Genomic DNA, 15,616 nt, shown 5'->3' with positions numbered 1-15,616 from the left:
TTCAGTTACCGCAGTCGCGACCGCTGCTGACCTCTTCGGGCACTGGCTCTTTTGACATGCGCTTACGGAACAGCGCCGCCCGTGCCAGCAAGAGCGTGGTGACCGGCACGGTGATCGACAGCAGGATCGGAATCAGCCAGGCGTGCAGCACAGGCGCGTCCTTGAGCCAGGAAAAGTAGATGATCGAGGCCAGCGCCACGCACCAGGCGCCAATGGTCGAGGCCAGTGCCGGTGGGTGCATCCGCTGGAAGTAGTCTTTCAGGCGTACCAGGCCTATGGCACCCACCAGGGCGAACAGGCTGCCGGTCAGCAGTAGCACGGCAGTGACCACCTCCAGCCAGAAGGGCAGTACCAAGGTTTCGGTCATTCGATCACCTCTCCGCGCAGCAGGAACTTGGCCAAGGCAAACGAGCCGACGAAGCCGAACAGCGCAATCAGCAGGGCACCTTCGAAGTAGGTGTCACTGGCGTAACGGATCCCCAGCACCAGCATGGTCAGCATGGCCAGGATATACAGGTAGTCCAGCGCCAGCACCCGGTCCTGGGCGGACGGGCCACGGAACAGCCGGATCAGCGCCAGGCCCATGGCCAGGGCGAAGATGAACAGGCTGGCGAGGACAGCATTGGCGAGCAGGCCTGTCATTGGAAGATCTCCATCAGCGGGCGTTCGTAGGTGTCCTTGAAGTGCTCGATGAAGGCCGCTTCATCGTCCAGGTTGAACACATGCAGCAGCAAGACACTGCGGTCCAGCGCCAGCTCGGACCAGACGGTGCCGGGCACCACCGTGGTGATCATCGAAAGTGCCGCCAGGCCGTGCGGGTCGCGCAATGCCAGCGGTATGTGCACGAACGCCGAGCGTGGCGGCTGCTTGCCGGCACGCAGTACGCCGCGAGCCACCAGCAGGTTGGAGACGATCACATCAATGCCGACCCGGCCGATCAGCCGGGCAATGACCAGCGGCCGACGTACGTGGGCATGCTGCGGACGCAGCGGTGCCATCAGCAGCGGTGCCAGCACACCCAGTGCGGCACCCAGCAGCAGGTTGCCGGGGCTGACCGAGAGGTTCAGCAACAGCCAGAGGCCGAACAGCGAAACCGATAGCAGCGGGGCGGGGAACAGTCGGCTCATGGCTGCACCTGTACGTCGAGCGAGGTGGGGCCAGGAATCGGCCGGGCGGCCATCACGGCTTCGATGTAGGCGTCCGGTGCCTGCAGGCTGGCGGCGGTGTCCTGGGTGTAGCGCAGCAAAGGCTCGGCCTTGAGGCTGAGGACCATGCACAGGCCGAGCAGGATGACGATGGGCAGGCACTCATAGCGGCGCAGCACGGGTGACGGGCGCTCTTCGGGCTTCCAGAAGCGCTGTATGCCCACGCGGCCAAAGGCGATCAGCGACGCCATGCCGGACAGAATCAGCAGTGCCACCAGGCCCCAGCCTGCCGGGCTCAACGGCTGTTCGGCCGGCACACCCAGGCCCTGCGGGTTGAACAGCGCGCTGATCAGGTTGAGCTTGCCGACAAAGCCCGACAGTGGCGGCATACCGATGATGAGCAGCGCGCAGGCGATGAAGCTCAGGCCCAGGAAGGCCATGGTCCACGGGATGATCTGGCCGATCACCGCCTTTTGCTCGTCGTCGAGGTTGATACCCTTGGGCGGGTGCAGCGACTCCAGCGGGGGCGGCATCATGTCTTCTTCTTCGTCCAGGGGCGCCTCATTGGCCGAGCGTGAGCGTTCGACCAGTTCGGCGAGCAGGAACAGCGCGCACAGGGCCAGGGTGGAGTTGACCAGATAGAACAACGCCGCGCCGGTCAGCGGCGCCTGGGCAAAGCCAACCGCGCCGAGCAGGGTGCCAGCCGAGACCAGGATACTGAGGGCCGCCATGCGCTCCAGGCGCTGTGCAGCCAGGATCGATACCGCAGCCACCGCCAGGGTGGCCAGGCCGCCGTATACCAGCCATTCGCCGCCGAAATGCGCCGAGGCCCCGGCCTGCCCGGAGAACAACAATGTCCACAGGCGCAGCACGGCATACAGGCCGACCTTGGTCATGATGGCGAACAGCGCAGCCACGGGTGCGCTGGCCGAAGCGTAGGCGGGCACCAGCCAGAAGTTCAGCGGCCAGATACCGGCCTTGACCAGGAACGCCATCGCCAGGATCGCCGCACCGGCGTGCAGCAGGCCACGGTCGGCCTCTGGTACCAGGGGAATCTTCAGGGCCAGGTCGGCCATGTTCAGGGTGCCAGTCACGCCATACAGCATGGCGGCGCCGATCAGGAACAGCGACGAGGCGAACAGGTTGATGGCGATGTAGTGCAGGCCGGCCCGCACCCGGGCGCGGCCCGAGCCATGCAGCAGCAGGCCATAGGACGCGGCCAGCAGCACCTCGAAGAACACGAACAGGTTGAACAGGTCGGCCGTGAGGAAGGCGCCGTAGAGGCCCATCAGCTGGATCTGGAACAGCGCATGGAAGCTTGCCCCGGCACCGTCCCACCGGGCGCGGGCGAACAGTAGCGCACTGAAGCCGATAACCCCGGTCAGGGTCAGCAGCAGGGCCGACAAGTGGTCCACGACAAGCACGATGCCGAACGGTGCCGGCCAGTTGCCCGGCAGGTAAACGCCGATCGACGCTGCATGCCCCTGGGTGCGCACCCACAGCAGCAGGCTGACGGCGATTGCCAGGCCGGCGAAGGTTGACAGCAGGTTTAGGCGGGCCTTGATCTGCCGGTGCTTTTCACCCAGCAACAACATGACTGCGGCAGTGACCAGCGGCAGCAGGATAGGTGCAACGATCAGTTGACTCATTCCATTCATTCGTCACGCTCCCGGCCATCCACGTGGTCGGTACCGGTCAGGCCGCGTGAGGCCAGCAACACCACCAGAAACAGCGCGGTCATGGCAAAGCTGATGACGATGGCGGTAAGCACCAGCGCCTGCGGCAGCGGGTCGGTGTAGTGCAGCAGGTCCTGTGTGACGCCGTCCTTGATGATTGGCTCTTTGCCGATGAAGAGGCTGCCCATGCTGAAAATGAACAGGTTGACCCCGTACGACAGCAGGCACAGGCCCATGATGACCTGGTAGGTACGGGGGCGCAGGATCAGCCACACCCCCGAGGCGGCGAGCACGCCGATGGCGACTGCAATCACTTCTTCCATCAGGCGGCTCCTGCTTGGCTGGTTTTCGCCGGGTTGCCCGGGCGGTAAGCGCGCACCGACTGGTGCGCCAGGGCCGTGAGGATCAGCAAGGTCGAGCCGACCACCACGGTGTATACGCCGACATCGAAGAACAGCGCGCTGGCCACATGCACATCACCCAGCAGTGGCAGGTGCAGGTGGGCAGTATGGGTAGTGAGGAACGGATAACCCAGCAGTATGGCGCCGACCCCGGTCAGGGTCGCGCACAGCAGTCCGGTGCCCATCCAGCGCAGCGGGCGCAGGCTCATCTGCGCTTCGACCCACTGGGTACCGGCCACCATGTACTGCAGGATGAACGCCACCGACATTACCAGGCCGGCGACAAAGCCGCCGCCCGGCTGGTTGTGACCCCGCATGAACAGGTACATCGAGACCAGTAGCGCGACGGGCAGCAGCAGGCGCACCAGCACGGCAGGCACCATCATGAAGCCCAGGGCGGTGTCGGTGGCATGCCGTGGGTTGATCAGGTCGGTGACCACGTCGGGTGCCAGCTGGCGCTGCTGCGCCGGCAGTTGCATGCTCTCTTTGGGTGGGCGGAAGCGGCGCAGCAGGGCGAACACGGTCAGCGCCACGGCCACCAGCACGGTGATTTCACCGAGGGTGTCGAAGCCGCGGAAGTCCACCAGCATCACGTTGACCACGTTGGTGCCGCCGCCTTGGGGCAGCGCACGGCTTAGGTAGAACGACGAGATGTCGTTGGGCGTTGGCCGGGTCAGCATGGCGTAGGACAGCACGGCCATGCCGCCACCCACCAGCACGGCCAGCAGCAGGTCGCGCAGGCGGCGCATGCGCGCGCGCTCCAGGCTACCCGGCAGTGGCGATACGCCTTCGATACGCCGTGGCAGCCAGCGCAGGCCCAGCAGGATCAGCACAGTCGTGACCACTTCCACCACCAGCTGGGTCAGGGCCAGGTCAGGCGCGGAGAACCAGACAAAGGTGATGCAGGTCATCAGGCCGCAGACACTGACCATGATCAGTGCCGCCAGGCGGTGGTACTTGGCCTGGTAGGCGGCGCCGATGGCGCAGGCAATGGCGATCAGCCACAGTGCGACGAACACGCCCGAGCCCGGAATTTTCGGCCGGTCGCCCCAGCTCAGCCCGCTGTAGAGCATGGGCGTGAGGCCTGCGAGAAAGGCGGCGACCACCAGCATGAACAGCTGCGATTGCAGGCGGCGAGAGGTGAACAGGCGCTCGACGCGACGCGCCAGCACCATCAGGTGAACCTGCCCGTGCTCGAACAGGCGCTTGCCGTTGAAGCGCTCGATCACCGGCGGGTAGGGGAAGCGGCCCAGGCGCAGCTGCTTGCGCAGCAACAGGTACAGCACGATACCGCCGCTCATGGCTACCAGGCTCATGATCAGCGGTGCGTTCCAGCCATGCCAGATCGCCAGGCTGTACTCCGGCAGGGTGCCGCCTACCACCGGTAGCGCCGCAGCGGCCAGCAGTGGGCCGACCGACTGGGCAGGGAAGATCCCCACCACCAGGCAGGTGAGCACCAGCAGTTCGACCGGCGCACGCATCCAGCGTGGCGGCTCGTGCGGGGTGTGGGGCAGGTCCTGGGCGGTCGGCCCGAAGAACACATCGACGGTAAAGCGCAGGGCATACGCCACGCTGAAGGTGCCAGCCAGGGTGGCGATCACGGGCAGGGTGGCTTCGACCCACGCGGTGGAACTGATGAATACGGTTTCGGCGAAGAACATTTCCTTGGACAGGAAGCCGTTCATCAGCGGCACGCCAGCCATCGAGGCGCTGGCCACCATGGCCAGGGTCGCGGTGTAGGGCACCAGGCGGATCAGGCCGCTGAGGCGGCGGATGTCGCGTGTACCGCTTTCGTGGTCGATGATGCCGGCGGCCATGAATAGCGAGGCCTTGAACGTGGCATGGTTGAGAATGTGGAACACCGCTGCAACGGCAGCCAGTGGGCTGTTCAGGCCCAGCAGCAGGGTAATCAGGCCCAGGTGGCTGATGGTCGAATAGGCCAGCAGGCCCTTGAGGTCGTTCTGGAACATGGCGGCGAACGCGCCGAGCAGCAGGGTGAGGGCACCGGCACCGCCGACGATCCAGAACCATTCTTCGCTGCCGGAAAGCACCGGCCACAGCCGCGCCAGCAGGAAAACCCCGGCCTTGACCATGGTGGCAGAGTGCAAATAGGCCGATACCGGCGTGGGCGCTGCCATGGCGTGGGGCAGCCAGAACTGGAAGGGGAACTGTGCGCTCTTGCTCAGGGCGCCGATGAGAATCAGGGGCAGCAGCACCGGGTACAGCGCATGCTGGCGGATGGTATCGCCGGCAGCCAGGACCTTGTCCAGGTCGTAGCTGCCGACCACATGGCCGAGCAGCAGGGCCCCGACCAGCAGGCACAAGCCGCCTGCACCGGTCACCATCAGCGCCATGTAGGCACCACGACGGGCGTCGGCGCGGTGGTGCCAGTAGCCAATCAGCAGGAAGGAGAACAGGCTGGTGAGCTCCCAGAAGAACACCAGCTGAATCAGGTTGCCGGAGATCACCAGGCCAAGCATGGCGCCCATGAAGGCCAGGAAGAAGGCGAAGAAGCGCGGTACCGGGTCTTGCGGTGACATGTAGTAGCGCGCGTACAGCGACACCAGCGTGCCGATGCCCAGTACCAGCAGCGAGAACAGCCAGGCGAAGCCGTCCATGCGCAGTACCAGGTTGAGCCCCAGGCTGGGCAGCCACAGGAACTCTTCGCGAATCACACCGCCATGGGCAACCTGGGGGTACAGCAGTGCTACCTGGACGGTACCGACCAGGGCTACGAGCCCGGCAAGAATGGACTCGGCGTTACGTGCGTTGTGCGGCAGCACGGCTGCCAGGCAACTGCCCACGAACGGCAGAAGCAATAGCACTATCAATGACATAGCGGCCTATTCTGGAGAAGTTTGCAAAGATCATACGTGCCAAGGGGGTGATCACCAACACGCAAGCTGTCGCAGAATCCTACAAACAGGCTGTGACAAGCTGTTTTTTTATAACATTTGTTTACAAAGCATAGCTGCTGTTAGCGACTTCACAGCTCCGCCTGGCGTTCGCCTTCATTCTGTACATCGCGTGCCTCGGTGGCGCGTGCTCGACGTACTTTGAGCTCGCTCACCACCACCGCGATCACGATCAGCAGGCCACCGAGCAGTGCCACGCCCGGCAGGCGTTCGCCCGCCAGGCGCCCGACGATTCCGGCCCACACTGGCTCACCGGCGTAGATGAGCGTGGCCCGGGTGGGGGAAACCGACTTTTGTGCCCAGTTCATCGCCACCTGGATGACTGCGCTCATGGCGCCCAGGCCTACGGCGCTGCCCAGCAGCAGCCAGGAGAAGTCGGGGATACGCTCCTGGGTGGGCACGATCATCAGAAATGCCAGCAACGACGCGGTCGCCAGTTGCACCACGGTAACCCGGCGCACGTCGACCTGGCCGGCGTAGCGGCTGATCAGGATGATTTCGCCGGCGATGGCCACTGCGCTGACCAAGGTGACCACCTCGCCCTCGCTGAAATGCAGGCTGCCGCCTTCCGGCCCGGCCAGCAGCATCAGGCCGATGAACGCCAGGCAAATGCCGATGCTGGGCATCAGGCCTGGCCGTCGGCCCAGTACCAGCCACTGCAGCAGTGGCACGAACGGCACGTACAGTGCAGTGATGAACGCCGATTGGCTGCTGCTGATGGTTTGCAGGCCCATGGTTTGCAAGCCATAGCCGAGCATGATCGATACGCCGATCAGCATGCCGGCCTTGAGCTCGGTGAAGGTCAGCCCTGGCAACGCCCGCGCCGAGACCACGCCCACGAACAGTGCAGCTGCAGCAAAGCGCAAGCCGACGAAGAACATCGGGCCACTGACGGTCATCACGTTGTGCACCAGCAGGAAGGTGCCGCCCCACAGCATGGTGATGAACACCAGTACCAGTTCAGCCTTGCTGAGTCGAAAAGTGACGGTGGGGGTCGGTTTGTTGCTGGCCTGGCTCATGGTCTTGCGCACTCGAAGGGGGCGGCGCACAATCGCCGCAAAGTGGGCAGTATACTGCGCAATCTCGACCAGTGAGCAATATAGTGCACAAAGATTCCGCGCACCGCGCATCGGTGCTTCAACATGTCAGCCTCAATGTGCGCAGCCTGCGCAACGCGGCCGGCATGAGCCAGACGACGTTGGCCGAGCGCTCCGGGGTTAGCCGGCGCATGCTGGTGGCGATCGAGGCGGGGGAAAAGAACGTCAGCCTGACCACGCTGGACTTGATCGCCGAAGCCTTTGGGGTGGCATTCAGTACCTTGATCCAGGCGCCTGATCGGCGTGATCCCGGGCGTATCGAAGAGCTGGCCTGGGCGGGTGAGCATCCGCAGAGTCGCGCAGTGTTGCTTGGCACCAGCCCGGCGCGGCGTGAGGTGGAGCTGTGGGAGTGGACCTTGGCGCCTGGCGAGTGCTATTCCAGCGAGGCCGATGCCGAAGGCTGGAGCGAGCAGATTTATGTGGCGCAAGGGCAGCTGACGTTGATCATCGAAGGGGTCGAGCGTCGTTTGCTGGTTGGGCAGTTCCATGTGTTTCCCAGCAACTGCCGGTATGCATACCGCAATGATGGGGCGGTGGCGGTGCGGTTCGTGCGTAATGTGGTGATTTGAGCCTGCAAGCTTTGGGGCTGATGCATAGCCCCAAAGCTTTCGAGCCGATCAGCCTTCAAGCAACTCATCGGTCTTCACGACCTTTGCATAGGCAAATGCCAGCGCCGCCATCGCCGAATCATGAACCTGCGCCGCCGGTACCTGTCTGCCGTCGAACGCCAGCGGCAGGGTCGCACAGGCATCGTGCGCCACGGTCACCTCGTAACCCAGGTCGGCCGCAGCACGGGTGGCGGCATCGATGCACATATGGCTCATGCTGCCGACGATGGTCAGGGCCTCGACGCCATGCCGGTCCAGCGTGTGCTCAAGGTCGGTACCGAGGAAGGCGTTGACCTTGTGCTTGAGCACCACCGGCTCGCCTGCTGCCGGTTCGACCTTGGCGTGAATGGCCGCGCCCTGCGAGCCCGGTGCAAAGAAGGGTGCATCTGCACTGTCGAACTCATGGCGTACATGCACCACCAGGTCGCCGCGCTGGCGCGCGGCTGCCAGCAACCGGGCAGCGTTGTCGGCCGCCTCGTCGGCGCCATCGAGGGTCCATTTGCCGCCCGGGAAATAGTCGTTCTGGATGTCGATGATGATCAGCGCCTGCTTGCTCATGCTGCCTCCTGTGGCAGTAGTCGTTGGTAGGCGTTAGTTATAGGCTGTGTGCACGAACCTGAGGATTGGCGCGAACGACACTATGCGGGCAAAAACTGACATCCCCGCCAGCCTGGACATCGGTCTGCTGCTGTACCCCGGCGTGCAGCGCGCGGCCGTATACGGCCTGGCCGACCTGTTCCTGGTGGCCAACCGGGTTGCGGCCGAACTGGGGGCTGTCGAGCTGCCGCACATTCGGGTCAGCTTCTGGCAGGCCGATGAAGCAGGGCAGTTGCTGCCAACCCCGGATAGCTCAGCGACCGCTGCACCGGGCCTGGGTGTATTGATCATTCCACCAAGCCTTGAGTCGGCCCCGCAAGCCGAGCTGCTTGACCGTCACCGCGCGTCGCTGTGCCAGTTGCACGGGCGCGGTACGGTGCTGGCTTCGGTTTGCATCGGGGTGTTTTTCATTGCCGCCAGTGGGCTACTCGACGGGCGCCCGGCCTGCACCCACTGGAACTACGTACATGCCCTGGCCCAGCGCTTCCCCAAGGTGCGGGTAGAGGCCCGGCAGCCGTTGCTGGACGACGGCGATATCGTGACCTCGGCAGGGTTGATGGCCTGGACTGACCTGGGCTTGCGTCTGCTGGAGCGATTTCTTGGGGCGACGGTGGCGCGAGAGACCGCTCGCTACCTGGCAGTCGAGCCGACGACAGTGCCCTTGCCCGGAGCACTCTTCAGCCCGCGCCTGGACCACGGCGACGAGGCCGTGTTAAAGGTGCAACATTGGTTGCAGGGCAATGGCGGGCAGGATGCTGACCTTGCGGCGATGGCTGCGTGCGCGGGGCTGGAAGCGCGCACCTTCCTGCGGCGCTTTCGTGCCGCCACCGGGCTGCGGCCGACCGAGTATTGCCAGCAGGTGAGGGTAGGGCGAGCCTGCCGTTTGCTGGAGTTCACCCGGCGCAACGTCGAACAGATTGCCTGGGGTGTCGGTTACCAGGACCCGGGTGCGTTTCGCAAGGTGTTCCAGCGCATTACCGGCCTGACGCCGAGTGACTACCGGCGGCGTTTTGCGGTATCAGGTGAGGGGACGCATAAACCACTTGACCTTGACTTTACTTGAGGTTTTACCCTGCTCGGCATCGCGCTGCATGCGTCCGTTACCAGGAGACCGCCGATGTCGGCAATCCCTCATGCCCTTTGGTTCACCCAGATGATCGAGTACGAAGTGCCTAGCATGTGCCAACAAGCATTGGCTCAGGCCTTGGTGGCGCGCAGCGAAGCGCTTGCTGCGCGCTGTGAAGGGCTGCAGGGTGTCAGTGTCCAGGCCAGTGACGATGGCAGCCGGGTGCTGCAATACCTGCAATGGCGGTCACGCCAGGCCTGGTCGGCGGCGGCCGTGTACTTCGTTGAGGAGCCCTTCCTTGAGCTGCTGGGGCAGCATCAGGCGCGCGGGGTGAACTTTGCAGCCTACCAGACGCTGCGCAGTCTGGTGCGCGGCGCCGATGGCGGCCTGCATTGTCAGGTAGGCGAGCTTCAGGCATACCAAGGCGCGTAATGCGGGTAGCGGTCCAGTCGGGCACCGATGACCATTTCGCTGATCCAGGCTGCCAGGATTGAGCTGTAGGCTTTCTGGCTCTGTTCGCTGGACAGCGCGTGGTCGGCCCCGTCGACGATGCGATGGGTGAGTGAATGGGCGCTGATGAATGCCGAGCGGTAGCTCATCAGTGTGCTGTGCGGTACATAGTCGTCCTGTTCGGACTCTACCAGCAAAACGTCCCCGTCGAACTCGGCGCACGCTGCCAGTGCACGGTTGTCCGCCGGGCCAAGCGATTGCTGCCGGTAGGCGTTCAGGCGTTGGCGGTCGAGGGTTTGCTTAGGGGTGTTCCATTCGTCGTCCCAATACATGGCGGGTACCCGCAGGGCCAGCCATTTGACTGGCCGTTGGCGGGTCAGCAGCGTTGCTAGGTAGCCACCATAACTGCTGCCGATGATGGCGATGGCGCTACTGTCCACGGCTGGATGGCTCAGCAGCCGGTCGTAGGCCACCATCAGGTCATGCAGGTTTTGTTCACGCGTGACTGTCAGGCGTTGGCTTTCGGTCTTTTCGTGCCCGCGAAGGTCGAAGGTCATGCACACGCAGCCCAGCCCGGTGATGTGCCGGGCCCGGGCCAGATCACGCTGCTGGCTTCCGCCCCAACCGTGCACGAAGAGGATGCCCGGCATCTTGCTGCCGGGGCTGACCAGGGTGCCGACAATGCTGTCGTTGTCGACTTGCAGTTCAACGGTTTCACTCTGAACGGCCATGTTCGCGAATCCGTGCAAATTTGCTGAATTGTCCGAGTTCACTGTCGTTTCCTTGGTAGAAGAGGGTGGCATCAGCGGGCAGGTCGGGCGTGCCGAACACTTCGTGAGTGGAGGCATGCACCTGCTGCAATGCCGGGTCATCGGCAAATGCCTGCAGGGCCAGCAACTCGGCACTGCTGGCACCGCCCAAGCGCCAGGATTGCTCGAGCACACCGCTACGCAGGTGGCCCTGAGGGCTCATGCCGCGAGCGATGTCGTAGTTGCGCCGTGAGGCGATGAAGCCAGGGAAGTGCTGCTCGGCAGCCTGCTCGTAGGTCATGGCCTGGTTGATCGCCAGGCGCAGGTGGTCTTCCAGGGGGAGTTCCAGCAGCGCTTGATAGTCGCCACGTACCACCACAAGGTCGGAGCCGCCATACACCTCGATGCCCTGGTGGTCATGGGTCAGCTGTTGGGTACCGTGATAGCTGCATGTCAGCCCCGCGACGCGCACTTGGCCGACGCTGAAGGTTTTTACGTCGTTCAGGTCTTCTTCGAGTACCAGCCCCCACACGGCCAGCGCCTGTTCGTCCATATCGTCCAGTAGGGGTTCCAGTGCGTCCGCTGTGCTGATGACATGTTGTCCGCGGCCTGCGCTCGCCAGTACCGGCTTGACCCGTAGCGGGCCGTCGAGCAGCAGCAACTGTGCGGCAGTGCGCGCATCGGCTTTGCTGAACACGGTGTAGCCGCGCAGCAGTGCATCACAAGCCTGTTGGGCGAAGGCATCGGTCCAGCCCGGTGGGAAGCTGGCCTTGGCCGGCAGCGGGTGGGAGATTGCCTTGGTCGCCATGTGGGGGTAGGACACCAGGCCGCCAAACAGATCCTGTTCGCCAAGAATACCCAGGGCGGCATAGCGCCTGTGGTCGATCAGGGTCTCGGTGGGCACGAAGTAGTAGTTATCGTTGGTGTTGGCCTGCTGCCTGAGCACATGTGGGCAACCCAGCAGGCGGGCGAGGCCGTCGGCAAGCTTGAGGTGCACGGCGTGCTCATGCTCGGGCGTTTTCTCGCGGGTGTCGAGCAGCACCACGCCGGTTTTCGAATGCCAGGCACTGGGCATGGTCATTTGCCTGTGGGCAGTGAGTGTACTGTGTGTGAAGCCGCCCTTTTGCGGAAGTTCAGCGGGACTTGATCGGTGGTCCTGAGCGCCTTGTATGAAGTGTCTGATCAGTGCAAGGCGTGGCGGGCAATGCATGCCGTGTCTTGGTCGTCGCGATTGCAGGGTTCTGGCGGCTGTTCCATTATCGGCACATTGGATCAACCGTGATGTTGCCGCAGGAGAGCGCATGAACGTCCAGACCACCCTTGAGCAAAGCGTGCCACAGCGCCTGGCACGCGTGCGCCAGGCCATGGCGGCAGAGGGCATCGATGCCTTGCTGGTGCCTTCGGCCGACCCCCACCTTTCCGAATACCTGCCCGGTTACTGGCAGGGGCGTCAGTGGCTCTCGGGTTTCCACGGCTCGGTCGGCACAATGGTAGTTACCCCGGGGTTTGCCGGCTTGTGGGTAGATAGCCGCTACTGGGAGCAGGCGGAACATGAGTTGGCTGGCAGCGGTATTGAGCTGATGAAGCTTTTGCCGGGCAAACCCGGGGCACTGGAGTGGCTGGGTGAAAACGTCGAGCTCAACGGCAGTGTCGCGGTGGATGGTGCGGTCATGGCGTTGGCTTCGGCACGCCAGTTGGTCGAACGGTTGAAAGTGCGTGGTGCGCGGTTGGTGACTGACAAGGACTTGCTGGAGCAGGTCTGGGATGGGCGCCCGGCGTTGCCCGGCAACCCGGTGTACCAGCACTTGCCACCTCATGCCACGGTGAGCCGGGCGGAAAAACTCACGCAGTTGCGCCAAGGCATGCAAGCCAAGGGCGCGGACTGGCATTTCATTGCGACCCTCGATGACATCGCCTGGCTGTTCAACCTGCGTGGCAGCGATGTTTCCTACAACCCGGTGTTCCTGGCCTTTGCCTTGATCAATCAGCAGCAGGCCATCCTGTTCGTTGGCCAGGACAAGATGGATGCGCATTTGCGCCAAGTGCTGGCAGTCGACGGCATCGAGGTGCGCGACTACAGCGAGGCTGGCAAGGCTTTAGGTGCCGTACCGGCCGGTAGCAGGTTGCTGGTGGACCCGGCACGGGTCACCTGTGGCCTGCTGGAAAACCGTTCGGCAGAGGTTGTGCTGATCGAGGGGATCAACCCCACCACCCTGAGCAAGTCATGCAAAGGTGATGAAGACCTTGTTCACATCCGTCAGGTCATGGAGCAGGACGGTGCGGCCTTGTGCGAATTCTTCGCCTGGTTCGAGGCCAGCCTGGGGAAAGAGACTATCACCGAGCTGACGATTGACGAGCGACTGAGTGCCGCCCGTGCTCGGCGCCCGGGTTTCGTATCGCTGAGTTTCTCGACCATTGCTGCCTTCAATGGCAACGGTGCCATGCCGCATTACCGCGCTACCGAGCAGTCGCACGCGGTCATCGAGGGCGACGGGCTTTTGCTGATCGATTCGGGCGGGCAGTACCTGGGCGGCACCACCGACATCACACGCATGGTGCCGGTGGGCAACCCCAGCCACCCGCAGAAGCAGGATTGTACCCGGGTACTCAAGGGCATGATTGCCCTGTCGCGTGCCACCTTTCCGCGTGGGGTGCTGTCGCCGTTGCTCGACGCCATTGCTCGTGCACCGATCTGGGCAGACCAGGTGGATTACGGCCACGGTACCGGGCATGGGGTAGGTTACTTCATGAATGTGCATGAAGGGCCACAGGTCATTGCCTACCAGGCGGCACCTGCACCGCAGACGGCGATGCAGGCGGGCATGATCAGCTCGATCGAGCCAGGTACGTATCGCCCGGGGCAATGGGGTGTACGCATCGAGAACCTGGTGGTCAATCGCGAAGCCGGCAACAGTGCATTTGGCGGCTTCCTGAACTTCGAGACGTTGACATTGTGCCCGATCGACACCCGCTGCCTGCTAGCCGAACAGCTGTCAAAAGAAGAGGTGGAGTGGTTGAACCGCTATCACACCACGGTGCGTGAGCGCCTGGCGCCGTTGCTCAAGGGTGACGCCTTGGCCTGGCTAGAGACGCGTACCGCGCCGCTGTAACGGCAAATGAAAAGGGCAGCTTGTGAGCTGCCCTTTTTTCTACTTGCAGATGACGATCATGCTGCGGCTGGTGTAACCCGCCGGGTTGATGCCGAACAAGTAATCGCCGGCTTCTTCATCGCTGTCGCCCGAGCGTGCGATGACCCGGTAGCCGCGTGTGCTGCAAGAGCTCGCGGCTTTGCTGTAGCAGTTGTCCCACGAAGAGGAGAGGCCGGAGCAGTTGATATGCAGGCCCTTCTTGCCCCTCTTGACCTCAGTCTTGGCCGTGGCGGCACATCCAGCAATAGCCAAGATGGCCAGGATGAGAAAAATACGTTTCATTCCTGTCCTTAAATGCAGGGCCGATCAGCTGTCGTCTGGCCCTGTCGTTATCGCTTCGGTTCTTCCTGAAATTTCCCCAGCGTCCCTGTTCGGTTCAGTAGATAGCGTAAAGATGATGATTCTGTGACAGCTTAATCAGCGAGACGGATCGCTACAATCTTTAATCCTGTCTCAAATGAAAATATTTCTCATGTCAGTCTGCTGCGACGGCTGGGGCGGGCTCCTTGCGCATGGAGAGCGTGGTGCCGACAGAGGCCGTAATAATTGCCAGAATCGCCAGCCATTGGGTAACCGTCAGCACTTCGCCCAGGAAGAGCAGGCCGGACAACGCCCCGAATGCCGGTTCGATGCTCATGAGGGTGCCGAAGGTCCGAGCCGGAATGCGCGTGAGGGCAACCATCTCCAGGCTGTAGGGCAGTGCGGTGGACAGTATCGCCACGCCCAACGCCATGGGGATGACAGCGGGCGTGAGCAGCGCACTGCCCGCGTGGACAATGCCGATGGGGGCGACGAACAGTGCAGCGACCACCACGCCGAGCGCGGCGCTCTGGATGCCGTGTTCGGCCCCGGCACGCTGGCCGAACAGAATGTACAGGGCCCAGCACACGCCAGCCCCCAGCGCGTAGATAGCACCGGCCGGGTCGAGTGCCTGGCCACTGTGCCCTGCTGGCAGCAACAGCAGCAGGCCGGCGATGGCCAGGGCAATCCACAGAAAGTCGATTGGCCGGCGTGAAGAGAAGATCGCCACGGCGAGCGGCCCGGTGAACTCCAGTGCAACGGCAATGCCGATGGGCACCGTTTGCAGCGCCATATAGAAGAGGAAGTTCATGCCACCCAGGGCCATGCCATAGATGACCACGTTACGCAGGGTGTTGGCGGTCATGCGTACCCGCCACGGGCGCAATATAAGCAGCATGATGATGCTGGCGAATATCAGGCGCAGGGCGGTGGTGCCTTGTGCGCCGATAATGGGGAACATGCTTTTGGCCAGGGAGGCACCCGATTGAATCGATGCCATGGCGATAAGCAGCAGCCCAATCGGGAAGAAGGTGGCGGCCAGGCTGCGGGGCTGGGTTTTCATTTCTGCGCGGCGATCCTTGGGCGGGGTGGGTGATGAGCAATATAGTGCGCAATTGATGGGGCGCGTGGTAGCCCTGAAGCGCCTTCGGCATAAATATTTCAAAACATTGAAATTAAGGGTTGACCTCCTTGAAGGCGGCCCTATAATGCGCACCACTCCAACGCGGTAGCGAAGCAAAGCTAGCGACCCTGTTGAGTCAAGTGTTTGAAGCTAAACGAGTTTCTCGCAAAAAACTTCAAAATAAACGCTTGACAGGCTCTGAGGAAAGCGTAGAATGCGCGCCTCGGTTGAGACGAAAAGCTCTTAACCAAACGCTCTTTAACAAATCGAATCAAGCAATTCGTGTGGGTGCTTGTGAGTACGGACTGATAGTCAAAAAGATTATCAGCATCACAAGTGG

At 63.0% G+C, this 15,616-nt stretch carries 17 protein-coding genes; 5 read left to right on the top strand and 12 right to left on the bottom strand.

Annotated elements, in window-relative coordinates; translation table 11 throughout:
* Position 1: 1 nt before the first annotated feature.
* The 7 genes from ACF8MI_RS09235 to ACF8MI_RS09205 all read right to left on the bottom strand — a co-directional run bounded on the left by ACF8MI_RS09235 (position 2) and on the right by ACF8MI_RS09205 (position 7,156).
* Positions 2-367, bottom strand: coding sequence for a Na+/H+ antiporter subunit G (locus tag ACF8MI_RS09235; protein WP_060500534.1), 366 nt, complete (start codon positions 365-367; stop codon positions 2-4).
* On the bottom strand, positions 364-642 hold the full coding sequence (locus tag ACF8MI_RS09230) for a K+/H+ antiporter subunit F (protein WP_003250109.1): 279 nt from the start codon (positions 640-642) through the stop codon (positions 364-366). Before ACF8MI_RS09230 ends, ACF8MI_RS09235 begins: the two co-directional genes overlap by 4 nt.
* Positions 639-1,127, bottom strand: coding sequence for a Na+/H+ antiporter subunit E (locus ACF8MI_RS09225; protein ID WP_060500536.1), 489 nt, complete (start codon positions 1,125-1,127; stop codon positions 639-641). The genes ACF8MI_RS09230 and ACF8MI_RS09225 overlap by 4 nt, the downstream gene beginning before the upstream one ends.
* Positions 1,124-2,803 carry a monovalent cation/H+ antiporter subunit D gene (locus ACF8MI_RS09220; protein ID WP_104835196.1) on the bottom strand — a complete coding sequence of 560 codons (1,680 nt, stop codon included), beginning with the start codon at positions 2,801-2,803 and terminating at the stop codon, positions 1,124-1,126. The genes ACF8MI_RS09225 and ACF8MI_RS09220 overlap by 4 nt, the downstream gene beginning before the upstream one ends.
* Entirely contained in the window at positions 2,800-3,144 is a 345-nt protein-coding gene (locus tag ACF8MI_RS09215) for a Na+/H+ antiporter subunit C (RefSeq protein WP_003250128.1), read from the bottom strand. The genes ACF8MI_RS09220 and ACF8MI_RS09215 overlap by 4 nt, the downstream gene beginning before the upstream one ends.
* Positions 3,144-6,059, bottom strand: coding sequence for a monovalent cation/H+ antiporter subunit A (locus tag ACF8MI_RS09210; protein ID WP_104835194.1), 2,916 nt, complete (start codon positions 6,057-6,059; stop codon positions 3,144-3,146). Before ACF8MI_RS09210 ends, ACF8MI_RS09215 begins: the two co-directional genes overlap by 1 nt.
* Positions 6,060-6,208: 149 nt before the next feature.
* On the bottom strand, positions 6,209-7,156 hold the full coding sequence (locus ACF8MI_RS09205) for a DMT family transporter (RefSeq protein WP_060500548.1): 948 nt from the start codon (positions 7,154-7,156) through the stop codon (positions 6,209-6,211).
* Between the two features lie 83 nt (positions 7,157-7,239).
* Between ACF8MI_RS09205 and ACF8MI_RS09200 the strand changes: the two genes are divergently transcribed.
* Positions 7,240-7,803, top strand: coding sequence for a helix-turn-helix domain-containing protein (locus ACF8MI_RS09200; protein WP_060500556.1), 564 nt, complete (start codon positions 7,240-7,242; stop codon positions 7,801-7,803).
* A 48-nt stretch (positions 7,804-7,851) separates the two neighbouring features.
* Here ACF8MI_RS09200 and ACF8MI_RS09195 read toward each other — a convergent pair whose 3' ends face one another.
* Positions 7,852-8,400, bottom strand: coding sequence for a cysteine hydrolase family protein (locus ACF8MI_RS09195; protein ID WP_060500558.1), 549 nt, complete (start codon positions 8,398-8,400; stop codon positions 7,852-7,854).
* A gap of 82 nt (positions 8,401-8,482) precedes the next feature.
* Here ACF8MI_RS09195 and ACF8MI_RS09190 point away from each other — a divergent pair, with 82 nt between their 5' ends.
* Both ACF8MI_RS09190 and ACF8MI_RS09185 read left to right on the top strand, forming a co-directional pair.
* Positions 8,483-9,502, top strand: a complete 1,020-nt coding sequence (locus ACF8MI_RS09190) for a GlxA family transcriptional regulator (protein WP_104835191.1) — start codon at positions 8,483-8,485, stop codon at positions 9,500-9,502.
* A 54-nt stretch (positions 9,503-9,556) separates the two neighbouring features.
* A complete protein-coding gene (locus tag ACF8MI_RS09185; protein WP_060500563.1) occupies positions 9,557-9,937 on the top strand; it encodes an antibiotic biosynthesis monooxygenase in 381 nt (126 codons plus the stop codon).
* Here ACF8MI_RS09185 and ACF8MI_RS09180 read toward each other — a convergent pair.
* On the bottom strand, positions 9,916-10,686 hold the full coding sequence (locus tag ACF8MI_RS09180; RefSeq protein ID WP_060500565.1) for a S9 family peptidase: 771 nt from the start codon (positions 10,684-10,686) through the stop codon (positions 9,916-9,918). The genes ACF8MI_RS09185 and ACF8MI_RS09180 overlap by 22 nt on opposite strands.
* Positions 10,670-11,785: a DUF3182 family protein gene (locus tag ACF8MI_RS09175; protein WP_060500567.1), complete on the bottom strand. Its 1,116-nt coding sequence runs from the start codon at positions 11,783-11,785 to the stop codon at positions 10,670-10,672. The genes ACF8MI_RS09180 and ACF8MI_RS09175 overlap by 17 nt, the downstream gene beginning before the upstream one ends.
* 220 nt (positions 11,786-12,005) lie before the next feature.
* Here ACF8MI_RS09175 and ACF8MI_RS09170 point away from each other — a divergent pair, with 220 nt between their 5' ends.
* Positions 12,006-13,814: an aminopeptidase P family protein gene (locus tag ACF8MI_RS09170; protein WP_200929240.1), complete on the top strand. Its 1,809-nt coding sequence runs from the start codon at positions 12,006-12,008 to the stop codon at positions 13,812-13,814.
* 39 nt (positions 13,815-13,853) lie between these two features.
* On the opposite strand, the gene ACF8MI_RS09165 is transcribed toward ACF8MI_RS09170, so the two are convergent.
* Positions 13,854-14,135: a hypothetical protein gene (locus ACF8MI_RS09165; RefSeq protein WP_016714998.1), complete on the bottom strand. Its 282-nt coding sequence runs from the start codon at positions 14,133-14,135 to the stop codon at positions 13,854-13,856.
* Positions 14,136-14,328: 193 nt separating this feature from the next.
* A complete protein-coding gene (gene rhtA, locus ACF8MI_RS09160) occupies positions 14,329-15,216 on the bottom strand; it encodes a threonine/homoserine exporter RhtA (protein WP_200929241.1) in 888 nt (295 codons plus the stop codon).
* 191 nt (positions 15,217-15,407) lie between these two features.
* Here rhtA and ACF8MI_RS09155 point away from each other — a divergent pair.
* The coding region (locus ACF8MI_RS09155) for a hypothetical protein (RefSeq protein ID WP_232905595.1) at positions 15,408-15,616 on the top strand (209 nt) is incomplete at its 3' end.

It is taken from the genome of Pseudomonas sp. yb_9, from assembly GCF_043103635.1.
Lineage (GTDB): Bacteria > Pseudomonadota > Gammaproteobacteria > Pseudomonadales > Pseudomonadaceae > Aquipseudomonas > Aquipseudomonas monteilii.
The sequence above is the reverse complement of the archived record's forward strand: the minus strand, read 5'-3'. Positions and strand labels throughout refer to the sequence as shown.

Coding starts and splice junctions, on each gene's coding strand:
- ACF8MI_RS09235 (WP_060500534.1), bottom strand. CDS start 367: ATGACCGAAACCTTGGTACTGCCCTTCTGGCTGGAGGTGGTCACTGCC.
- ACF8MI_RS09230 (WP_003250109.1), bottom strand. CDS start 642: ATGACAGGCCTGCTCGCCAATGCTGTCCTCGCCAGCCTGTTCATCTTC.
- ACF8MI_RS09225 (WP_060500536.1), bottom strand. CDS start 1,127: ATGAGCCGACTGTTCCCCGCCCCGCTGCTATCGGTTTCGCTGTTCGGC.
- ACF8MI_RS09220 (WP_104835196.1), bottom strand. CDS start 2,803: ATGAATGGAATGAGTCAACTGATCGTTGCACCTATCCTGCTGCCGCTG.
- ACF8MI_RS09215 (WP_003250128.1), bottom strand. CDS start 3,144: ATGGAAGAAGTGATTGCAGTCGCCATCGGCGTGCTCGCCGCCTCGGGG.
- ACF8MI_RS09210 (WP_104835194.1), bottom strand. CDS start 6,059: ATGTCATTGATAGTGCTATTGCTTCTGCCGTTCGTGGGCAGTTGCCTG.
- ACF8MI_RS09205 (WP_060500548.1), bottom strand. CDS start 7,156: ATGAGCCAGGCCAGCAACAAACCGACCCCCACCGTCACTTTTCGACTC.
- ACF8MI_RS09195 (WP_060500558.1), bottom strand. CDS start 8,400: ATGAGCAAGCAGGCGCTGATCATCATCGACATCCAGAACGACTATTTC.
- ACF8MI_RS09190 (WP_104835191.1), top strand. CDS start 8,483: ATGCGGGCAAAAACTGACATCCCCGCCAGCCTGGACATCGGTCTGCTG.
- ACF8MI_RS09185 (WP_060500563.1), top strand. CDS start 9,557: ATGTCGGCAATCCCTCATGCCCTTTGGTTCACCCAGATGATCGAGTAC.
- ACF8MI_RS09180 (WP_060500565.1), bottom strand. CDS start 10,686: ATGGCCGTTCAGAGTGAAACCGTTGAACTGCAAGTCGACAACGACAGC.
- ACF8MI_RS09175 (WP_060500567.1), bottom strand. CDS start 11,785: ATGACCATGCCCAGTGCCTGGCATTCGAAAACCGGCGTGGTGCTGCTC.
- ACF8MI_RS09170 (WP_200929240.1), top strand. CDS start 12,006: ATGAACGTCCAGACCACCCTTGAGCAAAGCGTGCCACAGCGCCTGGCA.
- ACF8MI_RS09165 (WP_016714998.1), bottom strand. CDS start 14,135: ATGAAACGTATTTTTCTCATCCTGGCCATCTTGGCTATTGCTGGATGT.
- rhtA (WP_200929241.1), bottom strand. CDS start 15,216: ATGAAAACCCAGCCCCGCAGCCTGGCCGCCACCTTCTTCCCGATTGGG.